Below are 19,083 nucleotides of genomic sequence, written 5' to 3' on the forward strand. Positions count from 1 at the left end.
CAAGCGCAGCGCCGTCGGGCAAATCAGCGCAGAAGCGGACAATCCGGCGGCAACCGGCACTGGATCGCCTCTGGCAACAGCGCAATGCGGAAATGGTCGCCGCTCAGCGGTTCGCCATCCAGGTTAAAGGTCATGCCGTGCGGTGCCTGGATTTCGAACCACGCCGACTCGCCATCCACCAGATGCGGGCTGTCTTCCGCTTTGGTCAGAGTAGTGAGCAGGGCAGGCAGCAGCTCATCCCCGGTAATGATACGCACCCCGAGCAGCCCGTCGTTGATTAGCGCCTCCGGGCAAAGCTGCTGGCCGCCGCCCGCCTGACGGCCATTGCCGATGCCAATCACCAGGGCGTTACCCTGCCAGTGAAAGTTTTCGCCGCGGATTTCACATTGATCGGGTTTCAGAGTATCTAACCGCGCCAGACCGTGGAGCAGGTACGAAACGCCACCCAACGCAGCTTTGAGTTTTTCCGGGGTTTCGCTGGTGATGCGAGTGCCAAAACCGCCCGTCGCCATATTGATAAAGCAGGTTTCGTCGTTGACCCGGGCGATATCCACCGCCGTGGCTTTGCCGGCAATCGCCAGCTGCAGGGCCTTATCGAGCGCCTCCGGGATCCCGGCGCTGGTGGCAAAATCGTTGGCAGTGCCGAGGGGTAAAATGCCCAGCGCCGGACGCTGCGCGGCGGGCAGGTCAATCAGCGCCGTCGCCACTTCGTTTATGGTGCCGTCGCCGCCGCCTGCAATGACGGTCTCCACACCGAGGTCGCAGGCTTCCTTGATATAACGAGCTGCATCACCTTTCTCCCATGTTACGCGAACATGGATCACCACCCCTTCTTCACGAAGAAGCGTCACGGCTTCGCGCAACAGATCGTTGCCTGTCCCTTTGCCGTTCAGAATTAATAAACTTGCTGGATAGGTCGCCATCCACGTTGCTCCTGTGCTGATCTTCCAGAAGTGTATCGCAGCGCGGGGAAAAGCGGGTAAGAAGAGGACGAAAGGCGAAAATTAAATGAGTGGCGAGCCAAAGTGAACGCCACTCGTGCAGGCCTGGTCAGGCGGTTATCGCCCCATACGGGCATAAAGCGAAAACACATTTCTGACGATGTGCACAGCGGGTAATCAGCCCCTCTTCATTGCCAGGGCAGCCTGAATTCTCAAGAAATGATGACCAGAACGAAGGTGTATAGGGAAATGTTCGAAGGATGTGTAGTGTTCTGAGTTTGCCGTCAACGGCGATACCGAAGGGACTTGTGACAAGAACGGATCCGATGCTGATAAAATAATCTCCTTTATACCAAATTATCAGCCTGAGGTTTTTAACGGTGAGTACGTGTATAAAAATTGTTCCAGTACGAGGGCAAACCATCCTGTTTTCAACCACCCAGTACATATACTGCCTCCTTGCTCCTTAAGTGAAATTTCATTCGAAAGAAGAATAGCATTGGTTGCGTGAATATATAACCTAACTTTAATATATTTATAAATTCACGTACTTTTGGTTATAGGCTGAAATAAATTTACATTAGTGTTTTTTGCAGGGCGAAGAGGCGTCAGGAAAGGGGGAAGGAGGATTTCAGACAAAAAATTAGCCTGCGTAAGGGAGATTACTCAGGCTAAGGAGGTGGTTCCTGGTACAGCTAGCATTTATGGGTTATGTTTTTCAGCGTTGATAATAATACCCTCATCAAACGCAGCGGTATGTGATCGAATTCTAAGAATCATCTCATACCAAAAAATAACCCGCTTTCATTATTTCGCGTGCGGCGCCTGAGTATTCTCGCCGTCAAAATTACGCATCAGCAACGCGTAATCCAGGCCAATCTCTTCCGGAACAGGCAGCCAGACGGTATGACCGTCTCCTGGCGCTACGGAGACCGACTCGCCTTTGCCATTCACCATATGTTCCAGGGTGAAGTTAATATTGCCCTGCGGGGTCATCAACTCCAGGCTGTTGCCCACCAGAAACTTATTTTTGACCGCCACCGCCGCGAGGTTGCCCTTGCGCTCACCGGTGAACTCGCCGACAAACTGCTGGCGTTCGGAAACCGAGTGGCCATATTCATAGTTCTGGTAGTCGTCATGGGTATGGCGACGCAGAAAACCTTCGGTATAGCCACGGTGCGCCAGCCCTTCCAGCGTTTGCAGCAGGGTGCTGTCGAACGGTTTGCCTGCAGCCGCGTCGTCGATCGCCTGGCGATAGACCTGAGCGGTACGCGCACAGTAGTAATAGGACTTGGTGCGGCCTTCGATTTTCAGGGAGTGCACCCCCATCTGGGTCAGGCGCTCAACGTGGGCGATGGCACGCAGATCTTTAGAGTTCATGATGTAAGTACCGTGCTCGTCTTCGAACGCGGTCATATATTCACCCGGGCGCTGGGCCTCTTCGATCATAAACACGCTGTCGGTTGGCGCCCCGATACCCAGTGTCGGCTCAATATTCTGTACCGGAATAGGCTCATGCTTATGCACAATATTGCCTACCTCATCCTGCTTACCTTCCTGGACCTTATATTCCCAGCGGCAGGCGTTGGTGCAGGTGCCCTGGTTTGGGTCGCGCTTGTTGATATAACCAGAGAGCAGGCAGCGGCCGGAGTAGGCCATGCACAGGGCGCCATGCACGAAAATTTCCAGCTCCATGTCCGGCACCTGGGTGCGGATCTCTTCAATCTCTTCCAGTGACAGCTCGCGGGACAAAATCACGCGGGTCAGCCCCATCTGCTTCCAGAATTTCACCGTCGCCCAGTTCACGGCATTGGCCTGTACCGAGAGATGAATGTCCATCTCAGGGAAGTGCTCCCGCACCAGCATGATTAAACCCGGGTCCGACATAATCAGCGCGTCTGGCCCCATCTCCACCACCGGCTTCAGGTCACGGATAAAGGTTTTCAGCTTGGCGTTATGCGGCGCGATGTTAACCACCACGTAGAATTTTTTACCCTGCGCGTGGGCTTCGTTGATGCCGAGCTGCAGGTTCTCGTGGTTGAATTCATTATTACGCACGCGCAGGGAGTAGCGCGGCTGGCCCGCATAAACGGCATCGGCGCCGTAGGCGAAGGCGTAACGCATATTTTTCAGCGTTCCCGCCGGGGAGAGGAGTTCCGGTTTAAACATGTTAGTTCTCGTTCTGATGACAGGTCAGATGCGCACACCAGATGGGCGCCGGGAGGAGATCCCATACATTAAGGGCGGGCATTGTAGCGCTGCGGGAAGGGGAGGTAAACCATTGAGTGAGTAAACGCCGACGGCAGGACAGTACCGTCGGTGTTTGGCTCAGGCGTGGGTAATCAGAGGTCGTCCTGGGTGTGATCGACAATAATTTCCAGGGTCTTACGAATGATATCGGCGCGGACAACGTCGCGCGTAGATTCGATTTCGCGAATCAAACGTAAAATAATCGCTTTGTTAGTCAGCGGTTCCTTCGCATCCAGAATGGCGCCTGTCACAGTCTGAAGCAACGCCCACTCTTCGGCCAGCATAGCGCCAGCGCTGCGAAAATAGTTAGACAATGCAGCATTGGGCAGTTCTTCATAAAAGTCAGTTGTCTGGAGCATAGCCTGGCTCATAGTGTCACACCGGTTCAGTTAATAAGTAAGTGGTGCAGTTAATGCTTATTCCTGTTGGCTTGCGGGCTATTGCCAAACAGGGGATACACATTGCTGCTGCTGTGTCGACCATCCGTATCCCACTCCTGCCGCTCACTTTTGGTATTACGCCGGGTACTATCCTTCCCATCGTTGGAAATTTCCAAAATGATTCGGGAAAGAACGTGCCGACGCTGCCCGTCCTGCTCTACCGATAACATCTGCTGTAGCCTCTCCAGCAATAGCTTCATGCTGATGGGGCCGTTATCTTTCAGTAGAGAAAAGGTGGCTTCGCCAATAAGTTCATCAGTCAGTCGTTCATGGTCACTTCTGTTCATAACTACGTCTCTGTCGCCGCATCTTCCTGCAGGAATAGATGCGGCATAAAGTCAGTCTGTAGCGACAGTATAAAAAATCTGTCTCAAAGAAAAAACTGACTCAAAAAACAGGGTAATCAGCCGCTGTCACGTATCGCTTAACGATCAAACAGCAGGCCAACCAGAGTCTGATAGCGACTCTCCTCTTCGCGATCCGATGCTTGTTCCATTCGATAAAGCAGGCGGGTGCAAATCGCTTTTCGATTAAGAATTTTTCCTTCCCGTAAAATTTCTACCACAATCTGTCCGAGCATCTCCTGCTGGGAAGGTTGATTTGCTTTGTTAAAATAATGGGCAATGGCATTGGCTGTGTTCGGTGTGTACCCGTTCTCGCGCATATGTCACTCCTGAAATCCGCTGCATTAAAGAGGTTAATATCTTGTTAAGCTGTAAATACTGTACATACTAATTGTACAAGTTAACAAATATATTTTGATCATTATGTGCTAAGTATTAATATTCAATGCGTTGCATAGAATTTATTTTGTAAAATAAGCTTAAAACGTTGTACATTGCCGACCATTAACGGCGTTATTGCGAGTACAGGTGACCTGCTCCCCGTTGATTAGTACACCCCGATGTTAGTAATGTCTTCATAAGCCACATGAGGACATCCCCATGAAGAAGCGTTTTTCCGACGAACAGATCATCAGTATTCTCCGCGAAGCCGAAGCTGGGGTACCCGCCCGTGAACTCTGCCGCAAGCATGCCATTTCCGATGCCACGTTTTACACCTGGCGTAAGAAGTATGGCGGTATGGAGGTGCCTGAAGTTAAGCGCCTGAAGTCGCTTGAGGAAGAGAACGCCAGACTCAAGAAGCTGCTTGCCGAAGCCATGCTGGATAAAGAGGCGCTTCAGGTGGCTCTTGGGCGAAAGTACTGACGACAGACCAGAAGCGGGAAGCCGTGATGTTGATGTGTGATGCGACCGGTCTGTCGCAACGTCGTGCCTGCAGGCTTACAGGTTTATCCCTGTCGACCTGCCGCTATGAGGCTCACCGTCCGGCTGCTGATGCGCATTTATCAGGGCGCATCACTGAGCTGGCACTGGAGCGCAGGCGTTTTGGCTACCGTCGTATTTGGCAGTTGCTGCGCCGTGAAGGGCTTCATGTTAATCATAAGCGCGTGTACCGGCTTTATCACCTCAGTGGCCTGGGCGTAAAACGCAGAAGACGTCGTAAAGGGCTGGCAACAGAACGTCTGCCGCTGCTCCGTCCGGCGGCGCCCAATCTGACCTGGTCGATGGATTTCGTCATGGACGCACTTTCCACCGGTCGCAGGATCAAGTGTCTTACCTGCGTCGATGATTTCACAAAGGAATGCCTGACGGTCACTGTTGCCTTTGGGATTTCAGGCGTTCAGGTCACGCGTATTCTGGACAGCATTGCACTGTTTCGAGGCTATCCGGCGACGATAAGAACTGACCAGGGGCCGGAGTTCACTTGCCGTGCACTGGATCAATGGGCCTTTGAGCATGGTGTTGAGTTGCGCTTAATCCAGCCGGGCAAGCCAACGCAGAACGGATTTATTGAGAGCTTTAACGGACGATTTCGCGATGAATGTTTGAATGAGCACTGGTTCAGCGATATCGTTCATGCTAGGAAAATTATTAATGACTGGCGGCAGGATTATAACGAATGCCGCCCGCACTCCACGCTGAATTATCAGACACCGTCTGAATTTGCAGCGGGCTGGAGAAAGGGTCATTCTGAGAATGAAGATTCCGACGTTACTAACTGAGTGTTGTATCTAATCGTGGGGGCAGGTCACAGGTGACGGGTAGCGCTCCGTCCGGGCAGGCTTATAAGACTTAAAGCCAACCATCTGATACTGTGGACATTCATTCACCTCCTCTTATTGGAAACCCTATGCTCACTACCATCATTTACCGTAGTCACCTTCGTGACGACGTACCGGTTACTATGCTGGAAGACATGGTTGTTGCAGCAAATGTAAAAAACAGAGAAGCCGGCGTTAGCGGGATTCTTCTGTTTACTGGCAAGCTCTTTTTTCAGCTGCTCGAAGGACCTGAGGAGAATGTAAGAGCCATTTACGGCGCGATTTGTGAGGATCCGCGTCACCACAACGTGGTGGAACTGTTGTGCGATTACTCCCCCGCCCGACGTTTCGGTAAATACGGCATGGAACTGTTTGATTTACGGCACTATGACCGCCACGAGGTGCTGCAAAATGTCCTGGATAAGGGCACCACAAAGTACCAGATGACCTATAACGACAGGGCACTGCACTTCTTCAGAACCTTCGTCGAAGAGAGTGAGAAAGAGAACTACTTTGAGCTACCGTCAGGGGATCACTGGGTCTTTGTCCCGGACACTGAGGCGCCCAGCGTACGTGCTCTGTCGGGGCGTTACAGTGACTCGTGCAACTTCGCCTTCCAGCCGATTATCGATCCGCTGGCTCGTGAAATTGTCTCCCTTGAAGCTCTGGTCCGCACCCCGGAAGGGGGTTCTACCCAGCACTGGTTTGCGGGGCTGGAGGATGATGCCATCTACGAAGCTGACCTTAAAAGCAAAAGCGTCGCCTTTGCGATGGCAAGCGCACTGGGGCTGGGGGAACAGAGCCTGTCAGTGAACCTTTTACCGATGACGCTGGTCAATATCCCCAACGCCGTCAGCTATCTCATTCAGGAGATAGAGGCTCACGGGCTGGTGCCCGAGCAGATTGTGGTGGAGTTCACCGAGCATGAAGTCATCTCCCGTCTGGATGCGTTTACCGGTGCGGTGCGGGAGTTAAAAGCGGCGGGCATCGGCGTGGCGATCGACCACTTCGGTGGAGGGTTTGCCGGCCTGTTGCTGCTGGCGCAGTTCCAGCCAGACCGGATTAAGATCAACCGGGACCTGATCCGCGACGTGCACAAGAGTGGTCCACGGCAGGCGATCGTGCTCGCGATTATCAAATGTTGTACAGCTTTGGAAATATTGATCTCCGCGGTGGGTGTGGAGCTGCCAGAAGAGTGGATGTGGCTCGAATCTGCCGGCGTTTCGCAGTTCCAGGGGCATCTGTTTGCTCACCCTGAACTGGCCGGCATCCCGCCAGTTTCGTGGCCTGAGCCGCGCGAGGAGATTTAGCGCTAGCCTTCACCGGGCAATGATACAATTCTGTTGTACAATATAACGAGTTGTACAGCCCGGTGAGATTCGTTACCTTGAACAATGAATATATCGATCATGTATGAGGAAGCGATGGCCTTTTACAGTATAGGCGATGTCGCAGAACGCTGCGGCATCAACCCCGTCACCCTGCGGGCATGGCAGCGCCGGTATGGCCTGCTCAAACCGCAGCGCAGTGAAGGCGGACATCGTCAATTTGATGACGACGATCTACAGCGCATTGAGGAGATCAAGCGCTGGATTGAACGTGGCGTACCGGTTGGTAAGGTTAAAGCCCTCCTTGATGGGGATAAACCCGCCGAACCGGGAGACTGGCGTGTGCTGCAGGAAGAGATGATTGGCACGCTGCGCCAGGTCAGCCCGGCAAAATCACGCGCGCAGATCGCGGTATTTTGTCAGCACCACTCAGTAGATGCGTTGGTCGATCATGTGTTTATCCCCGTGCGGGAAACGCTCAGTCTTGATCACGCCACCGCGCGCGCCATGGGTAGCCTGTTGGACGGTATCCTGATTGAGCAGGCGGTGAGCAGCCTGACCGAGTCGCGCACCAAAGCGGGCAGGGATGCGTTACTGATTGGCTGGGGTGTGGAGGATCGTACCCGTTTGTGGCTAGAGGCGTGGCGCCTTTCGCAACGGGGTTGGCGCATCAACGTCTTTGCTGAACCTCTTGAGTTACCTCACCCGGAGTTCTTCCCCGGACAACATATCCTCGTCTGGGCGGGTAAAACCTTATCGGACGCACAGCGCCAGCAGCTGGAGCACTGGCAAAAGCAGGGTTATATCATTACGGCACATGGGGCAGCTGAGGCTGTCTGATGCCATTACCCGCCGCAGCGGGTAACATTTTTCCCCTTCATCCGCCAATCCGGCACGCATCCGCTTCCCAGCGATAACCCACGCCATACACTGCGCGAATAAATGACTGGTCGGCATCCAGCGCTTCGAGCTTGCGGCGCAGATTTTTGATATGGCTGTCGATAGTGCGGTCCGTCACTACCCGGTAATCATCATACAGGTGGTTCAGCAGCTGCTCGCGGGAGAACACTTTGCCCGGCTCGTGCGACAGGGTTTTCAGCAGACGAAACTCGGCGGGGGTCAGATCCAGCATCTTGCTGCGCCAGCTGGCCTGGAAACGGCCTTCGTCGATGATTAACGGGCTTTCAGCATCCAGCGCCTGCAGCTCGCGCTGCGGTTTGCAGCGGCGCAGAATGGTTTTCACCCGGGCCACCACTTCGCGCGGGCTGTAAGGCTTACAGATGTAATCATCGGCGCCAATCTCCAGCCCCAGCAGGCGGTCAATCTCTTCGATTTTGGCGGTCACCATCACAATCGGCACTTCAGAGAAGCGGCGGATTTCGCGGCACAGGGTCAGGCCGTCGGTGCCTGGCAGCATCAGGTCGAGCAGGATCAAATCCGGTGGGGTCTGGCGTACATACGGCAGGACCTGATCGCCGTGGCTGATAAGCGACGGGGCATAGCTCGCCGCCCGCAGATAGTCGATTAATAACTGCCCAAGTTTAGGCTCATCCTCCACAATCAGGATGCGGGGTGTGTTTTCGTCAATGGGTAATTCAGTCATACTTCTCTCGATAAATCGCGTTCCAGCGGTAGCTCTACTGTAATGCTAACCCCGCCAAAAGGCGAATGGGCGGCGCGGAGGGTTCCGCCGTGGGCTTCAACGATGTTGACGCAGATCGCCAGCCCCAGCCCGGAGCCGCCGCTGGCGCGGTTGCGGGAACCTTCGGTGCGATAAAAACGTTCAAACAGCTTGTTGAGCTGGTCGTCAGAGACGCCGGGCGCGGTGTCGGCGAAGGTCAGCGCAAAGCGGTGATCTTCACATTTGCCGGAAATACGCAGCGCGCCGCCCGCATCGGTATAGCGCAGGCTGTTTTCCAGCAGGTTGTTGAACAGCTGCATCAGCCGATCGCGATCGCCAAATACCACCGCGTTCTCCGGCAGCGAAAGCTCAATGCGCAGGTCGCGGCTGGCAAAGCGTTCCCGGAAGGCGCCGCTGGCGACTTCCAGAATGTTGATCACATCCACCGGCGCTTTCTGGTAGGCCAGCGCCCCTTCGTCGGACATCGACAGCTGATGCAGATCCTCTACCAGTTTAGTGAGGGTGCCCACCTCCGCCTGTAAAGAGGCGACCGATTCCGGGGTAAACTTGCGTACACCATCCTGAATCGCCTCCAGTTCGCCGCGCAGCACCGCCAGCGGGGTACGCAGCTCGTGGGAGATATCAGCCATAAAATCCCGGCGCATCTGCTGGTTCTTCTCAAGCGTACTGGCGAGCTGGTTGAAGTCCTGCGCCAGCTTGCCCAGCTCGTCCTGGCTGCGGGTATCGACGCGGGTGGAAAAATTCCCCGCAGCCAGCTGGTGGGTCCCGTCCACCAACCGTTTAACCGGAGCCAGCAGGCCACGCGCCAGCGGGAAGGTCGCCAGCGCCGCCAGCAGGGTGGAGAGGGCGACAATCAGCCAGCTGGTCTGACGCTGCTGTCGATCAAAATTGATGTCGGTATTGCGCGTCAGCCGCTCGACCGGGGAGGCGATCACCCAGCCAACAGCCGCGCCGTTGACGGTGATGGCCCGCTTCGTGCCGTCCGGCGGCACCGGAGCCCGCGGGCCGACCAGCACCCGCATCTCCTGGTCGATCACCCAGAACTGGGTACGCCAGCCGTGGGGCGGCATGCCGGGACCGGGACGATCGTCGTCAGTGTCGTGCTCCAGCGAGCGCAGGATCTGAAAGACAAAGCGGTCATTGTTGCGTAAAAAACGCCAGTTGCCGTGCAGGGCGTACTGCTCGGCCAGGGCATCGCTCAGGCCCTGCAGACGCTGCTCGTTACCGTGTTTGATGTAGTCAATAAAGCCGCGCTCAAAGCTGACCCGCACCGCCCAGTGCATGGTGATCAGCAGGACCATACAGGTGGCGAATATAGCCAGAAATAGCTTGCCGGTGATACCCGGTCGCCAGAACTTCATCGTTCACTCCTTTTGCGCCGCCTGATGACGACATTCTTGCTGGTATCATCCGGAACCCGGGCGAAAATAAAGGCTGGCAGGGCGATAATCAGCGCCATGCTCAGGTAGGTGTAGAGAAACACCTGATGGACGACGGCGCTGTCAGCGGTGAGCTGATGCTGCCCGTACATGCCCAGCAGCAGCCCGGCAATCGTCACGCCCACGCTCATCGACAGCTGCATGATCATCGACAGCAGGCTGTTGCCGCTGCTCGCCTGCTCATCGGGCAGATCTTTCAGCGTCAGGGTGTTCATGGAGGAGAAGCGGATGGAGTTGATCATCCCCTGGCAGAACAGCACCAGCGGCAGAACGTAGTACCAGCCCAGCAGCGCAACGCCCATAAACAGCAGGCTCACCAGCGCCAGCCCCAGCGTGGAGGCGACCAGCACCCGGCGATAACCGAAGTAGTTCACCACCTGCACGACAATGCGCTTCATCCCCATGCTGCCGAGCACCATCGGGATCATCATCAGCCCGGCGTGGAACGGCGAAAAGCCGAGGCCAATCTGCAAAAAGACCGGGGTCATAAACGGCAGCATGCCGCTGCCGATGCGTCCGGCCAGGCTGCCGAGCAGCCCCAACCGGTAGGTGGTGTTCTGAAACAGCGTCAGGCTGAACAGCGCCCGGTCGTTGCCCCGGGCGTGCCACAGGTACCAGAGAATTGACAGCACGCCGATGGTCACCAGCCCGGCGAGGGCCAGGGAGGAGATCCCCAGCCCCTTTTGCCCGTCCAGCGCCAGGGTCAGGGTCGCCATCCCCGCCGCCAGCAGGAAAAAGCCCCCCAGATCGAAACGCCGGGTCTGCATTTTGTAGTTCGGCATTAACATCAGGGTGGCAATCGCCCCGATAATGCCCACCGGCAGGTTGATGAGAAAGATCCAGTGCCAGGAGGCGTACTCCACCAGCACCCCGCCAAGGGCCGGACCCAGCAGCGGCCCCACCTGGCCGGGAAGGGTCACAAAGGTCATCGCCGCCATGTACTGCTCGCGTGGGACAATCTTCATCACCGTCAACCTGCCCACCGGCACCATCATCGCGCCGCCGACGCCCTGTAGCACCCGGGCCATCACCAGCTCGTTGAGCGTCTCCGCCCGGGCGCAGAACAGGGAGCCTGCGGTAAAGAGCACGATGGCGGTAAAGAAGATATTGCGCACCCCCACTTTGTCCGCCAGCCAGCCGCTGGCGGGCAGCATCACTGCCACCGTCAGCACGTAGGCGACAATCACCATATGCATATGCAGCGGGCTCTCCCCCAGGCTTTTCGCCATGGAGGGGAGGGCGGTGTTGACGATCGTCGTATCCAGCGACTGCATAAAGAAGCCGAAGGCGACAATCCACAGCTGCCAGCGAACGTTAGCGGGGAGATCCGTCATTAGCCGTTTACCGTCTCTTTCTGTTTACGTGAAAAACGCACCCGTAAGCGATCAAAGAACAGATAGACCACCGGGGTGGTGTAGAGCGTCAGCAGCTGGCTCATCACCAGCCCGCCGACAATGGTGATCCCCAGCGGCTGGCGCAGCTCCGCGCCATCCCCGCTGGAGATCACCAGCGGCAGAGCGCCGAACAGCGCCGCCAGGGTGGTCATCATGATCGGGCGAAAACGCAGCAGACAGGCCTGGAAGATTGCCTCCTGCGGCGTCATGTTGCCGTTGCGCTGCGCCTCCAGCGCAAAGTCGACCATCATGATGGCATTTTTCTTCACGATGCCGATTAACAGCATAATACCGATCAACGCAATCAGGCTGAATGGGGCGCCAAACAGCTCCAGCGCCAGCAAGGCTCCCACGCCCGCCGAGGGGAGGGTGGAGAGAATGGTCAGCGGATGGACGTAGCTCTCATAGAGCACGCCAAGCACGATATAGACCGTGGCGATCGCCGCCAGAATCAGGATCACCTGCGAGTTCATGGTCTCCTGGAATACCTGGGCGGTGCCGGCAAAGCTGCCGCGCACGGTGGACGGCACGCCAAGCTGGGTCATGGCGCGGTTGATGGCGTCGCTGGCTTCCGAGAGGGATTTGCCGGTTGGCAGGTTAAACGACACGGTCGAGGCCGCCGACAGCCCTTGGTGGTTGACCGACAGCGGCGCGTTCGAAGGCTGCCAGCGGGCAAAGTAGGAGAGCGGGATCGCCTTGCCGTCGTTATTAATCACAAACATCTTATCCAGGGCGCTGATATCCTGGGTATAGCGAGGATCGACCTCCATCACCACCTTGTACTGGTTCATCGGCTGGTAGATGGTGGAGATCTGCCGCTGGCCGAAGGCGTTGTTCAGCAGGCTGTTGGCGGCGCTGACGTCAATGCCCAGCCGCGACATGGTTTCGCGATCGTAGATCAGGGCCATCTCCGCGCCGTTGTCCTGCTGGTCGGAGTTAACGTCCGCCAGCTCCGGCAGCGCTGCCAGCGCCTTGCGGATCTTAGGCTCCCACTCTCTGAGGGCCGCGAGATCGTCCGACAGCAGGGTGTACTGATAGCTGGCATTCGACTGACGACCGCCTACGCGGATATCCTGCACCGCCACCAGGAACATATTCGCTCCCGGCTCTTTCGAAAGCGCGCCCCTGAGGCGGTCGATAACCTGCTGCGCGGTTTCATTACGCTCCTCGCGGGGCTTGAGGGTGATAAACATCATCCCGCTGTTGACCCGCGAGCCGCCGGTAAAGCCGGTGACGTTATCCACGGCTTTGTCTTCGCGGATGATCTTCATGAAATCCTGCAATTTGCCGCGCATCGCCTGGAAGGAGATGCTCTGGTCGGCCTGGATGCCCCCCATCAGCACCCCGGTGTCCTGCTCCGGGAAGAAAGTTTTCGGAATGGTGATATACATCCAGACGTTGAGGGCGATGGTGCCGATCAGCACCAGCCCGACGATCCGGGTGTGGTTCAGCACCCACTGCAGCGATTTACCGTAGCCCGACTGCAACGCCATCAGCATACGGCCAAAGCCCCGTTTGCGCGGCTGCGACGTCGGTGGGCTGCGTTTCAGCATCCAGCCGCACATCATCGGCGTGAGCGTCAGCGACACCAGCAGCGATATACCGATCGCCACCGACAGCGTGACCGCGAACTCCCGTAGCAGACGCCCCGGCAGCCCGTCCATCAGCAGCAGGGGCAGGAACACCGCCACCAGGGAGAGACTCATGGAGAGCACCGTAAAGCCCACCTCACGCGAGCCCTGCAACGCCGCCTGCAGCGGCTTCATCCCCGCTTCGAGGTGGCGGGAGATGTTCTCCAGCACCACGATGGCGTCATCCACCACAAAGCCGGTGGCGATGGTCAGCGCCATCAGGGACAAATTGTTGAGGCTAAAGCCGCACAGGTACATGGCGGCGAAGGTGCCAATCAGCGACACCGGGACCGCCACCGCCGGGATCAGCGTGGCGCGTCCGGAGCGCAGGAAGAGAAATACCACCAGGATCACCAGCGCCACCGAGATGATCAGCGTTTGCTCCACCTCTTCGAGCGAGGCGCGAATGGTGGGGGAGCGATCCTGAGCAATCTGCAGATCGATGGCCGCCGGAATGGTCTCCTGCAGCTCCGGCAGACGGGCGCGAATGCTGTTCACCGTCTCGATGATGTTGGCTTCCGGCAGCTTGCGGATCATCAGCAAAATGGCGGGCTTAGCGTTGGTCATCCCGGCGTTGCGCACGTCCTGCACCGAGTCGGTGACGCTTGCCACGTCGCTTAAGCGCACCGCCGCGCCGTTGTTGTAGTGGATGATTAAGGGCTGATATTCCGCCGCGGTCTTCAGCTCGTCATTGGTCTGGATCTGCCAGCGACGGCTGCCATCCTCCACCGAACCCTGGGGTCTGCGCACGTTGGCGTTGCTGATGGCGCTGCGCACGTCATCCAGCGAGACGCCCTGGTTAAAGAGCGCCTGAGGGTTGAGCCCCACGCGCACCGCGGGCAGGGAGCTGCCGCCGACGTCCACATCGCCCACGCCCTCAATCTGGGCGATGGTCTGCGCCAGCTGGGTGGAGGCGAAATCGTACAGCTGCCCCTGGGAGTAAGTGTCCGAGGTGAGCGTCAGGATCATGATCGGCGCATCGGACGGGTTGGCTTTGCGGTAGGTCGGACGGCTCGGCATGCCGCTCGGGAGCAGGCTTTGCGCGGCGTTGATCGCTGCCTGCACGTCACGCGCCGCGCCGTTGATATCGCGGTTAAAGTTAAACTCCAGAATGATGCGCGTACTGCCGAGCGAGCTGCTGGAGGTCATCTCGTTGACCCCGGCGATGCGCCCGAGCGAGCGCTCCAGCGGCGTTGCCACCGACGAGGCCATCGTTTCCGGGGAGGCGCCGGGGAGCGAGGCGCTGACCATGATCACCGGGAAATCCACCTGCGGCAGCGGGGCCACCGGCAGCAGCCGGAAGCCGAGCACGCCGCAGAGGGTGATGGCGAGAGAGATTAAAATCGTCGCCACCGGGCGGTAAATGAAGAGGGCGAAAAACTTCACTTACGCCTCCTCTTCTTCACGTTTCGGGAAGCGGCTTTTGCTCCACAGGGCCAGGCGGTCAAAGAGCAGGTAGATCACCGGCGTGGTAAACAGGGTTAACACCTGGCTCACCAGCAGACCGCCCACCATGCCAATCCCTAACGGACGGCGCAGTTCGGCCCCGACCCCGGTGCTGAGCATCAGCGGCAGGGCACCAAGCAGCGCGGCGAGGGTGGTCATCAGGATCGGACGAAAACGCAGCAGACAGGCCTGATAGATTGCCTCCCGCGGCGGCATGCCCTGCTCGCGCTCGGCGGCGAGGGCAAAGTCGATCATCATGATGGCGTTCTTCTTGACGATGCCGATCAACAGGATAATGCCGATGATCGCAATCACATCCAGCTCGCTGCCCGCCAGCATCAGCGCCAGCAACGCACCCACGCCCGCGGTGGGCAGGGTCGAGAGGATGGTGATGGGGTGAATAAAGCTCTCATACAGCACCCCCAGCACGATGTACATCGCCACCACCGCAGCCACGATCAGCCAGATGGTGCTCCCGAGCGCCGCCTGGAACGCCAGCGTACTGCCCTGGAAGTGGGTCTGGATATCGGTCGGGAAGCTGAGACGTTTTTCCGTGTCGGTAATGGCCTGAATCGCCTCGCCCAGCGAGTAGTCGTCCGGCACGTTAAACGAAATGGTGGTGGAGGGAAACTGATCCAGATGGTTCACCGCAAGCGGCGTAAAGCGCTCTTCCACTTTGGCAATCGCATTCAGGGGCACAATCCCGCGATCTTTGCTGGTCAGGCGCACCGAATCCAGCCCTGCCAACCCCGGCGTCTGCCGGGTATCGTGCTCCAGCACCACCCGGTACTGGTTAGCCTGGGTATAGATGGTGGAGATCAGGCGCTGGCCGAAGGCGTTGTACAGGGCGTTATCCACATCCGCCATGCTAATGCCCAGCCGGCTGGCGCTGTCGCGATCGACGTTGATATACGCCGCCAGGCCTTTGTCCTGCCAGTCGCTGCTGACGTCCGAGAGCTGCGGCAGCTGCTGGAGCTCATCCACCAGCTGCGGCACCCAGGTGCTGAGCGCGTCGAGGCTGGTGGCCTGCAACGTAAACTGATACTGAGTGCGGCTCACCGTGGTGTCGATGGTCAGATCCTGAGTCGGCTGCAGGTAGAGCTCCACGCCCGGCACTTTCGCCACCGCGCGCTGCAATCGCTCGATCACCGTATTGACCCGGTCGTCACGATCGTCCAGCGGCTTGAGGTTGATCTGCAGGCGGGCGCTGTTGAGGGATGGGTTGGTGCCATCGACGCCGACAAACGCGGTCAGGCTCTCTACCGCCGGATCTTTCATGATCACGTCGGAAACCGCCTGCTGGCGCTGGGCCATGCTGGCGAACGACACCGACTGCGGGGCCTGCAATGTACCCTGAATGATGCCGTTATCCTGGATTGGGAAAAAGCCTTTGGGGATCATCACCCACAGCAGCACGCTTAACGCCAGGGTACCCAGCGCCACGCCGAGGGTCGCCCACGGGTGGTTCAGTACTTTGGCCAGCAGGCGGCCATAGGCGGCAATAATCCGCTCGAACATGCGTTCCGAGGCGCGGGAGAGGCGGTTCTGCTTGCGCAGGGATTCATGGCTGAGCATGCGGGCGCACATCATCGGCGTCAGAGTCAGGGAGACCACCGCCGAGATTAAAATCGCCACCGCCAGGGTCACCGCAAACTCGCGGAACAGGCGTCCAACGATATCGCCCATAAACAGCAGCGGGATCAGCACCGCAATCAGCGAGAAGGTCAGCGAGATAATGGTAAAGCCGATCTCACCGGCCCCCTTCAGCGCCGCCGCCAGCGGTTTTTCGCCTTTTTCGATATAGCGGGAGATGTTCTCGATCACCACGATGGCATCATCCACCACAAAGCCGGTGGCGATGGTCAGGGCCATCAGCGTCAGGTTGTTGATCGAGAAGTCGAGGAACACCATGACGGCGAAAGTACCCACCAGCGACAGGGGCACTGCCACGGCGGGAATGATGGTCGCCGGAACGTTGCGCAGGAACAGGTAGATGATCATCACCACCAGCGCAATCGCCAGCATCAGCTCAAACTGGGTATCACTGACCGAGGCGCGAATGTTGGTGGTGCGATCCGACAGCACCTTGACGCTCACCGATTTTGGCAGGCTGTCGATAAGGGTGGGCAGCATGGCGCGAATGCTGTCGGCGGTATCAATGATATTCGCCCCCGGCTGGCGCTGGACGTTCATCACGATCGCCTGCTGCTTGTTGGCCCAGGCCCCGAGCCAGCTGTTTTCTGCCCCTTGCTCGACGGTGGCGACATCCCCTAAGCGGATTGCGGCCCCGTTCTGGTAGGCGACAATCAGCTGACGATACTCATCCGCGGACTGCATCTGGTCGTTGGCGGAGAGGGTCACCGCCCGGGTCGGACCATCGAGGGAGCCTTTCGCCGAGTTAACGTTGGCGTTGCTGATGGCGGTGCGAATGGTTTCGCTGGTCAACCCCAGGGAGGCGAGCGCCTGGGCGTTGAGCTTCACGCGAACCGCCGGGCGCTGGCCACCGGAGAGGGTCACCAGCCCGACGCCGGAGACCTGGGAGATTTTCTGCGCCACGCGGGTTTCTACCATATCTTCGACCTGGGTCATCGGCATGGCGGAGGAGGTGACGGCGAGGGTCATAATCGGCGGATCCGCCGGATTCACCTTGCTGTAGACCGGCGGGTTAGGCAGGTCAGACGGCAGCAGGTTGGTGGCGGCGTTGATGGCGGCCTGCACCTCCTGCTCGGCAACATCCAGCGACAGGCTGAGCTGGAACTGTAACGTCACCACCGACGCGCCGCCGGAGCTTTGGGAGGACATCTGCTTCAGGCCCGACATCTGTCCAAACTGGCGCTCCAGCGGGGCGGTGATGGCGGAAGTGACGACATCCGGGCTGGCGCCAGGGTAGAGCGTCACCACCTGAATGGTGGGGTAATCCACTTCCGGCAGGGCGGAGACCGGCAGGAAGCGGTAGCCAATGATCCCCGCCAGCAGGATCGCCACCATCAGCAGGGTGGTGGCGACAGGGCGCAGAATAAACAGACGCGACGGCCCGCCTGTAGAGCTCGGGGGCATCACCTGCATCAGGCGTTCTCTCCCTGTTTTTTATGTTCGCGTTTGGCTGGCTGGGCAGGGGTGTCGGCGTGGGCTTCAACCACTTCCACTTTGGCCCCTTCGGTCAGACGGTCGATGCCGTCGGTCACCACACGGTCGCCTGCCGACAGCCCGGCGGCAATCACCACGCTCTGGCTGTCCTGAATGCCCGGTTTCACCAGGTGCTTGCTGACCTTGTTGTCACTGTTCAGCACCCAGACGAAGTTGCCTTCGTTACCCATTTGCAACGCTGCCGTTGGGATCACCACCGCATTCTCTTCGGTAGCGACCAGCATGCGGGCGTTAACAAACTGGTTCGGAAACAGGGCATCGTCCTCATTGTTGAAGCGCGCTTTCAGCTTGATGGTGCCAGTGGTGGTGTCGATCTGGTTATCGAGGCTCAGCAGGGTACCGTCGCTCAGCTTCTGCTTGTTGGCCCGATCCCAGGCCTCCACGGTTAAGCTTTTACCGGCTTTCTGCGCCTGGATCACGGTGGCGATATCGCTCTCCGGCAGGGTAAAGACCAGATCGATAGGGTGGGTCTGGGTCAGCACCACGATCCCGGTGGTATCGCCGCTGGAGATCTGGTTGCCGATATCCACCTGTTTTAACCCCACCCGCCCGTCGATAGGAGCGGTGATGCGGCTCCAGTCGAGCTGGAGCTGCGCGCTGGCGACGGCGGCCTGGTCTGCCTTAATGGTCCCCATGCTTTCGCTCACCAGCGCCTGCTGGGCGTCGAGCTCCTGGCGGGAGACGAGGTTGGTTTTCACCAGCTGCTGATAACGGGCCAGATCCCGGCGGGCATTAGCGAGGGTGGCCTGATCTTTGGCCAGCTGTCCCTGGGCCTGGGCCAGCGCAACTTTGAACTGGCTGGGATCGACTTCAGCCAGCAGATCGCCAGCCTTTACCTGTTGTCCTTCCTGAAAGTGCAGGGCGATAAGCTGCCCGTCGACGCGGCTGCGCACGGTGACGGTGTTGGCGGCAGTAATGGTGCCGAGCCCGGAAAGATAACGCGGTACGGATTTACTGACCGCGGTGGCGGCCTGAACCGGGGCCAGCGCGCCGCCGCGCATCCCGTGGCGTCCACCGCCTGCCGGGCGCTGCGCCTGGCTGGATGCACCGGCAGGAGCCGAAGCGTGTTGATGCCAGTACCACGCGGTGGCAAGGGCCACCACAATGATGCCAGCGGCGATTACCCAGCGGGATTTATTGCGGCCTTTCATCGTTATATGTTCTCGTCCTGAAACAGTGCGGAAAATAATACTAGTTTAGTGAGGCAATTGAGCGGAAAAATGGAGGAAATATGAAAGACTGTCTGGAATTGTCCGAATGGCGCGGGGCAAGGCCGGTGCGCTCTGCGTGCCGGGTGGCGGCTGCGCCTTACCCGGCCTAC

At 58.2% G+C, this 19,083-nt stretch carries 14 protein-coding genes; 3 read left to right on the forward strand and 11 right to left on the reverse strand.

Going from position 1 to position 19,083, the window contains the following annotated elements:
- Positions 1–23: 23 nt before the first annotated feature.
- The 5 genes from yegS to ycgZ all read right to left on the reverse strand — a co-directional run bounded on the left by yegS (position 24) and on the right by ycgZ (position 4,295).
- On the reverse strand, positions 24–923 hold the full coding sequence (yegS, locus tag DVA43_RS02580) for a lipid kinase YegS (protein ID WP_114314489.1): 900 nt from the start codon (positions 921–923) through the stop codon (positions 24–26).
- 825 nt (positions 924–1,748) lie between these two features.
- Complete coding sequence (yegQ, locus tag DVA43_RS02585; RefSeq protein ID WP_114314490.1) at positions 1,749–3,110, reverse strand: tRNA 5-hydroxyuridine modification protein YegQ; 1,362 nt, start codon at positions 3,108–3,110, stop codon at positions 1,749–1,751.
- Between the two features lie 173 nt (positions 3,111–3,283).
- Positions 3,284–3,562 carry a biofilm development regulator YmgB/AriR family protein gene (locus DVA43_RS02590; RefSeq protein ID WP_103825060.1) on the reverse strand — a complete coding sequence of 93 codons (279 nt, stop codon included), beginning with the start codon at positions 3,560–3,562 and terminating at the stop codon, positions 3,284–3,286.
- 38 nt (positions 3,563–3,600) lie between these two features.
- The gene (locus DVA43_RS02595) at positions 3,601–3,918 is read right to left on the reverse strand and encodes a hypothetical protein (RefSeq protein ID WP_210406695.1); all 318 of its coding nucleotides are present in this window, start codon (positions 3,916–3,918) and stop codon (positions 3,601–3,603) included.
- A 137-nt stretch (positions 3,919–4,055) separates the two neighbouring features.
- On the reverse strand, positions 4,056–4,295 hold the full coding sequence (ycgZ, locus tag DVA43_RS02600; RefSeq protein ID WP_114314491.1) for a regulatory protein YcgZ: 240 nt from the start codon (positions 4,293–4,295) through the stop codon (positions 4,056–4,058).
- A gap of 280 nt (positions 4,296–4,575) precedes the next feature.
- Here ycgZ and DVA43_RS02605 point away from each other — a divergent pair.
- From DVA43_RS02605 to DVA43_RS02615, 3 genes are all read left to right on the forward strand, one after another.
- Positions 4,576–5,696, forward strand: a protein-coding gene (locus DVA43_RS02605; RefSeq protein WP_087451024.1) for an IS3-like element ISSen4 family transposase whose coding sequence is annotated in 2 segments (ribosomal slippage) — positions 4,576–4,834 and positions 4,834–5,696 — 1,122 coding nt in all. Because the reading frame shifts where the segments join, the coding sequence is not laid out codon by codon here.
- 128 nt (positions 5,697–5,824) lie between these two features.
- Positions 5,825–7,045, forward strand: a complete 1,221-nt coding sequence (locus DVA43_RS02610; protein ID WP_114314492.1) for a diguanylate phosphodiesterase — start codon at positions 5,825–5,827, stop codon at positions 7,043–7,045.
- A 114-nt stretch (positions 7,046–7,159) separates the two neighbouring features.
- The gene (locus DVA43_RS02615; protein ID WP_103825100.1) at positions 7,160–7,903 is read left to right on the forward strand and encodes a MerR family transcriptional regulator; all 744 of its coding nucleotides are present in this window, start codon (positions 7,160–7,162) and stop codon (positions 7,901–7,903) included.
- Positions 7,904–7,940: 37 nt separating this feature from the next.
- Here DVA43_RS02615 and baeR read toward each other — a convergent pair whose 3' ends face one another.
- The 6 genes from baeR to DVA43_RS02645 are packed head-to-tail and all read right to left on the reverse strand — an operon-like array spanning position 7,941 to position 18,913.
- Positions 7,941–8,666, reverse strand: a complete 726-nt coding sequence (gene baeR / locus DVA43_RS02620) for a two-component system response regulator BaeR (RefSeq protein ID WP_114314493.1) — start codon at positions 8,664–8,666, stop codon at positions 7,941–7,943.
- Positions 8,663–10,066 carry a two-component system sensor histidine kinase BaeS gene (gene baeS / locus DVA43_RS02625; protein WP_103825065.1) on the reverse strand — a complete coding sequence of 468 codons (1,404 nt, stop codon included), beginning with the start codon at positions 10,064–10,066 and terminating at the stop codon, positions 8,663–8,665. The genes baeR and baeS overlap by 4 nt, the downstream gene beginning before the upstream one ends.
- A complete protein-coding gene (locus DVA43_RS02630; protein WP_114314494.1) occupies positions 10,063–11,478 on the reverse strand; it encodes an MFS transporter in 1,416 nt (471 codons plus the stop codon). The genes baeS and DVA43_RS02630 overlap by 4 nt, the downstream gene beginning before the upstream one ends.
- The gene (gene mdtC, locus DVA43_RS02635; protein WP_114314495.1) at positions 11,478–14,555 is read right to left on the reverse strand and encodes a multidrug efflux RND transporter permease subunit MdtC; all 3,078 of its coding nucleotides are present in this window, start codon (positions 14,553–14,555) and stop codon (positions 11,478–11,480) included. Before mdtC ends, DVA43_RS02630 begins: the two co-directional genes overlap by 1 nt.
- Positions 14,556–17,681, reverse strand: a complete 3,126-nt coding sequence (locus tag DVA43_RS02640; RefSeq protein WP_114314496.1) for an MdtB/MuxB family multidrug efflux RND transporter permease subunit — start codon at positions 17,679–17,681, stop codon at positions 14,556–14,558.
- A complete protein-coding gene (locus tag DVA43_RS02645; RefSeq protein WP_114314497.1) occupies positions 17,681–18,913 on the reverse strand; it encodes an MdtA/MuxA family multidrug efflux RND transporter periplasmic adaptor subunit in 1,233 nt (410 codons plus the stop codon). Before DVA43_RS02645 ends, DVA43_RS02640 begins: the two co-directional genes overlap by 1 nt.
- Positions 18,914–19,083: the final 170 nt, after the last annotated feature.

The organism is Leclercia sp. W6 (assembly GCF_003336345.1).
GTDB lineage: Bacteria > Pseudomonadota > Gammaproteobacteria > Enterobacterales > Enterobacteriaceae > Enterobacter.

Coding starts and splice junctions, on each gene's coding strand:
- DVA43_RS02615 (WP_103825100.1), top strand. CDS start 7,160: ATGGCCTTTTACAGTATAGGCGATGTCGCAGAACGCTGCGGCATCAAC.
- ycgZ (WP_114314491.1), bottom strand. CDS start 4,295: ATGCGCGAGAACGGGTACACACCGAACACAGCCAATGCCATTGCCCAT.
- yegS (WP_114314489.1), bottom strand. CDS start 923: ATGGCGACCTATCCAGCAAGTTTATTAATTCTGAACGGCAAAGGGACA.
- DVA43_RS02610 (WP_114314492.1), top strand. CDS start 5,825: ATGCTCACTACCATCATTTACCGTAGTCACCTTCGTGACGACGTACCG.
- DVA43_RS02595 (WP_210406695.1), bottom strand. CDS start 3,918: ATGAACAGAAGTGACCATGAACGACTGACTGATGAACTTATTGGCGAA.
- DVA43_RS02590 (WP_103825060.1), bottom strand. CDS start 3,562: ATGAGCCAGGCTATGCTCCAGACAACTGACTTTTATGAAGAACTGCCC.
- baeS (WP_103825065.1), bottom strand. CDS start 10,066: ATGAAGTTCTGGCGACCGGGTATCACCGGCAAGCTATTTCTGGCTATA.
- yegQ (WP_114314490.1), bottom strand. CDS start 3,110: ATGTTTAAACCGGAACTCCTCTCCCCGGCGGGAACGCTGAAAAATATG.
- DVA43_RS02630 (WP_114314494.1), bottom strand. CDS start 11,478: ATGACGGATCTCCCCGCTAACGTTCGCTGGCAGCTGTGGATTGTCGCC.
- DVA43_RS02645 (WP_114314497.1), bottom strand. CDS start 18,913: ATGAAAGGCCGCAATAAATCCCGCTGGGTAATCGCCGCTGGCATCATT.
- baeR (WP_114314493.1), bottom strand. CDS start 8,666: ATGACTGAATTACCCATTGACGAAAACACACCCCGCATCCTGATTGTG.
- DVA43_RS02640 (WP_114314496.1), bottom strand. CDS start 17,681: ATGCAGGTGATGCCCCCGAGCTCTACAGGCGGGCCGTCGCGTCTGTTT.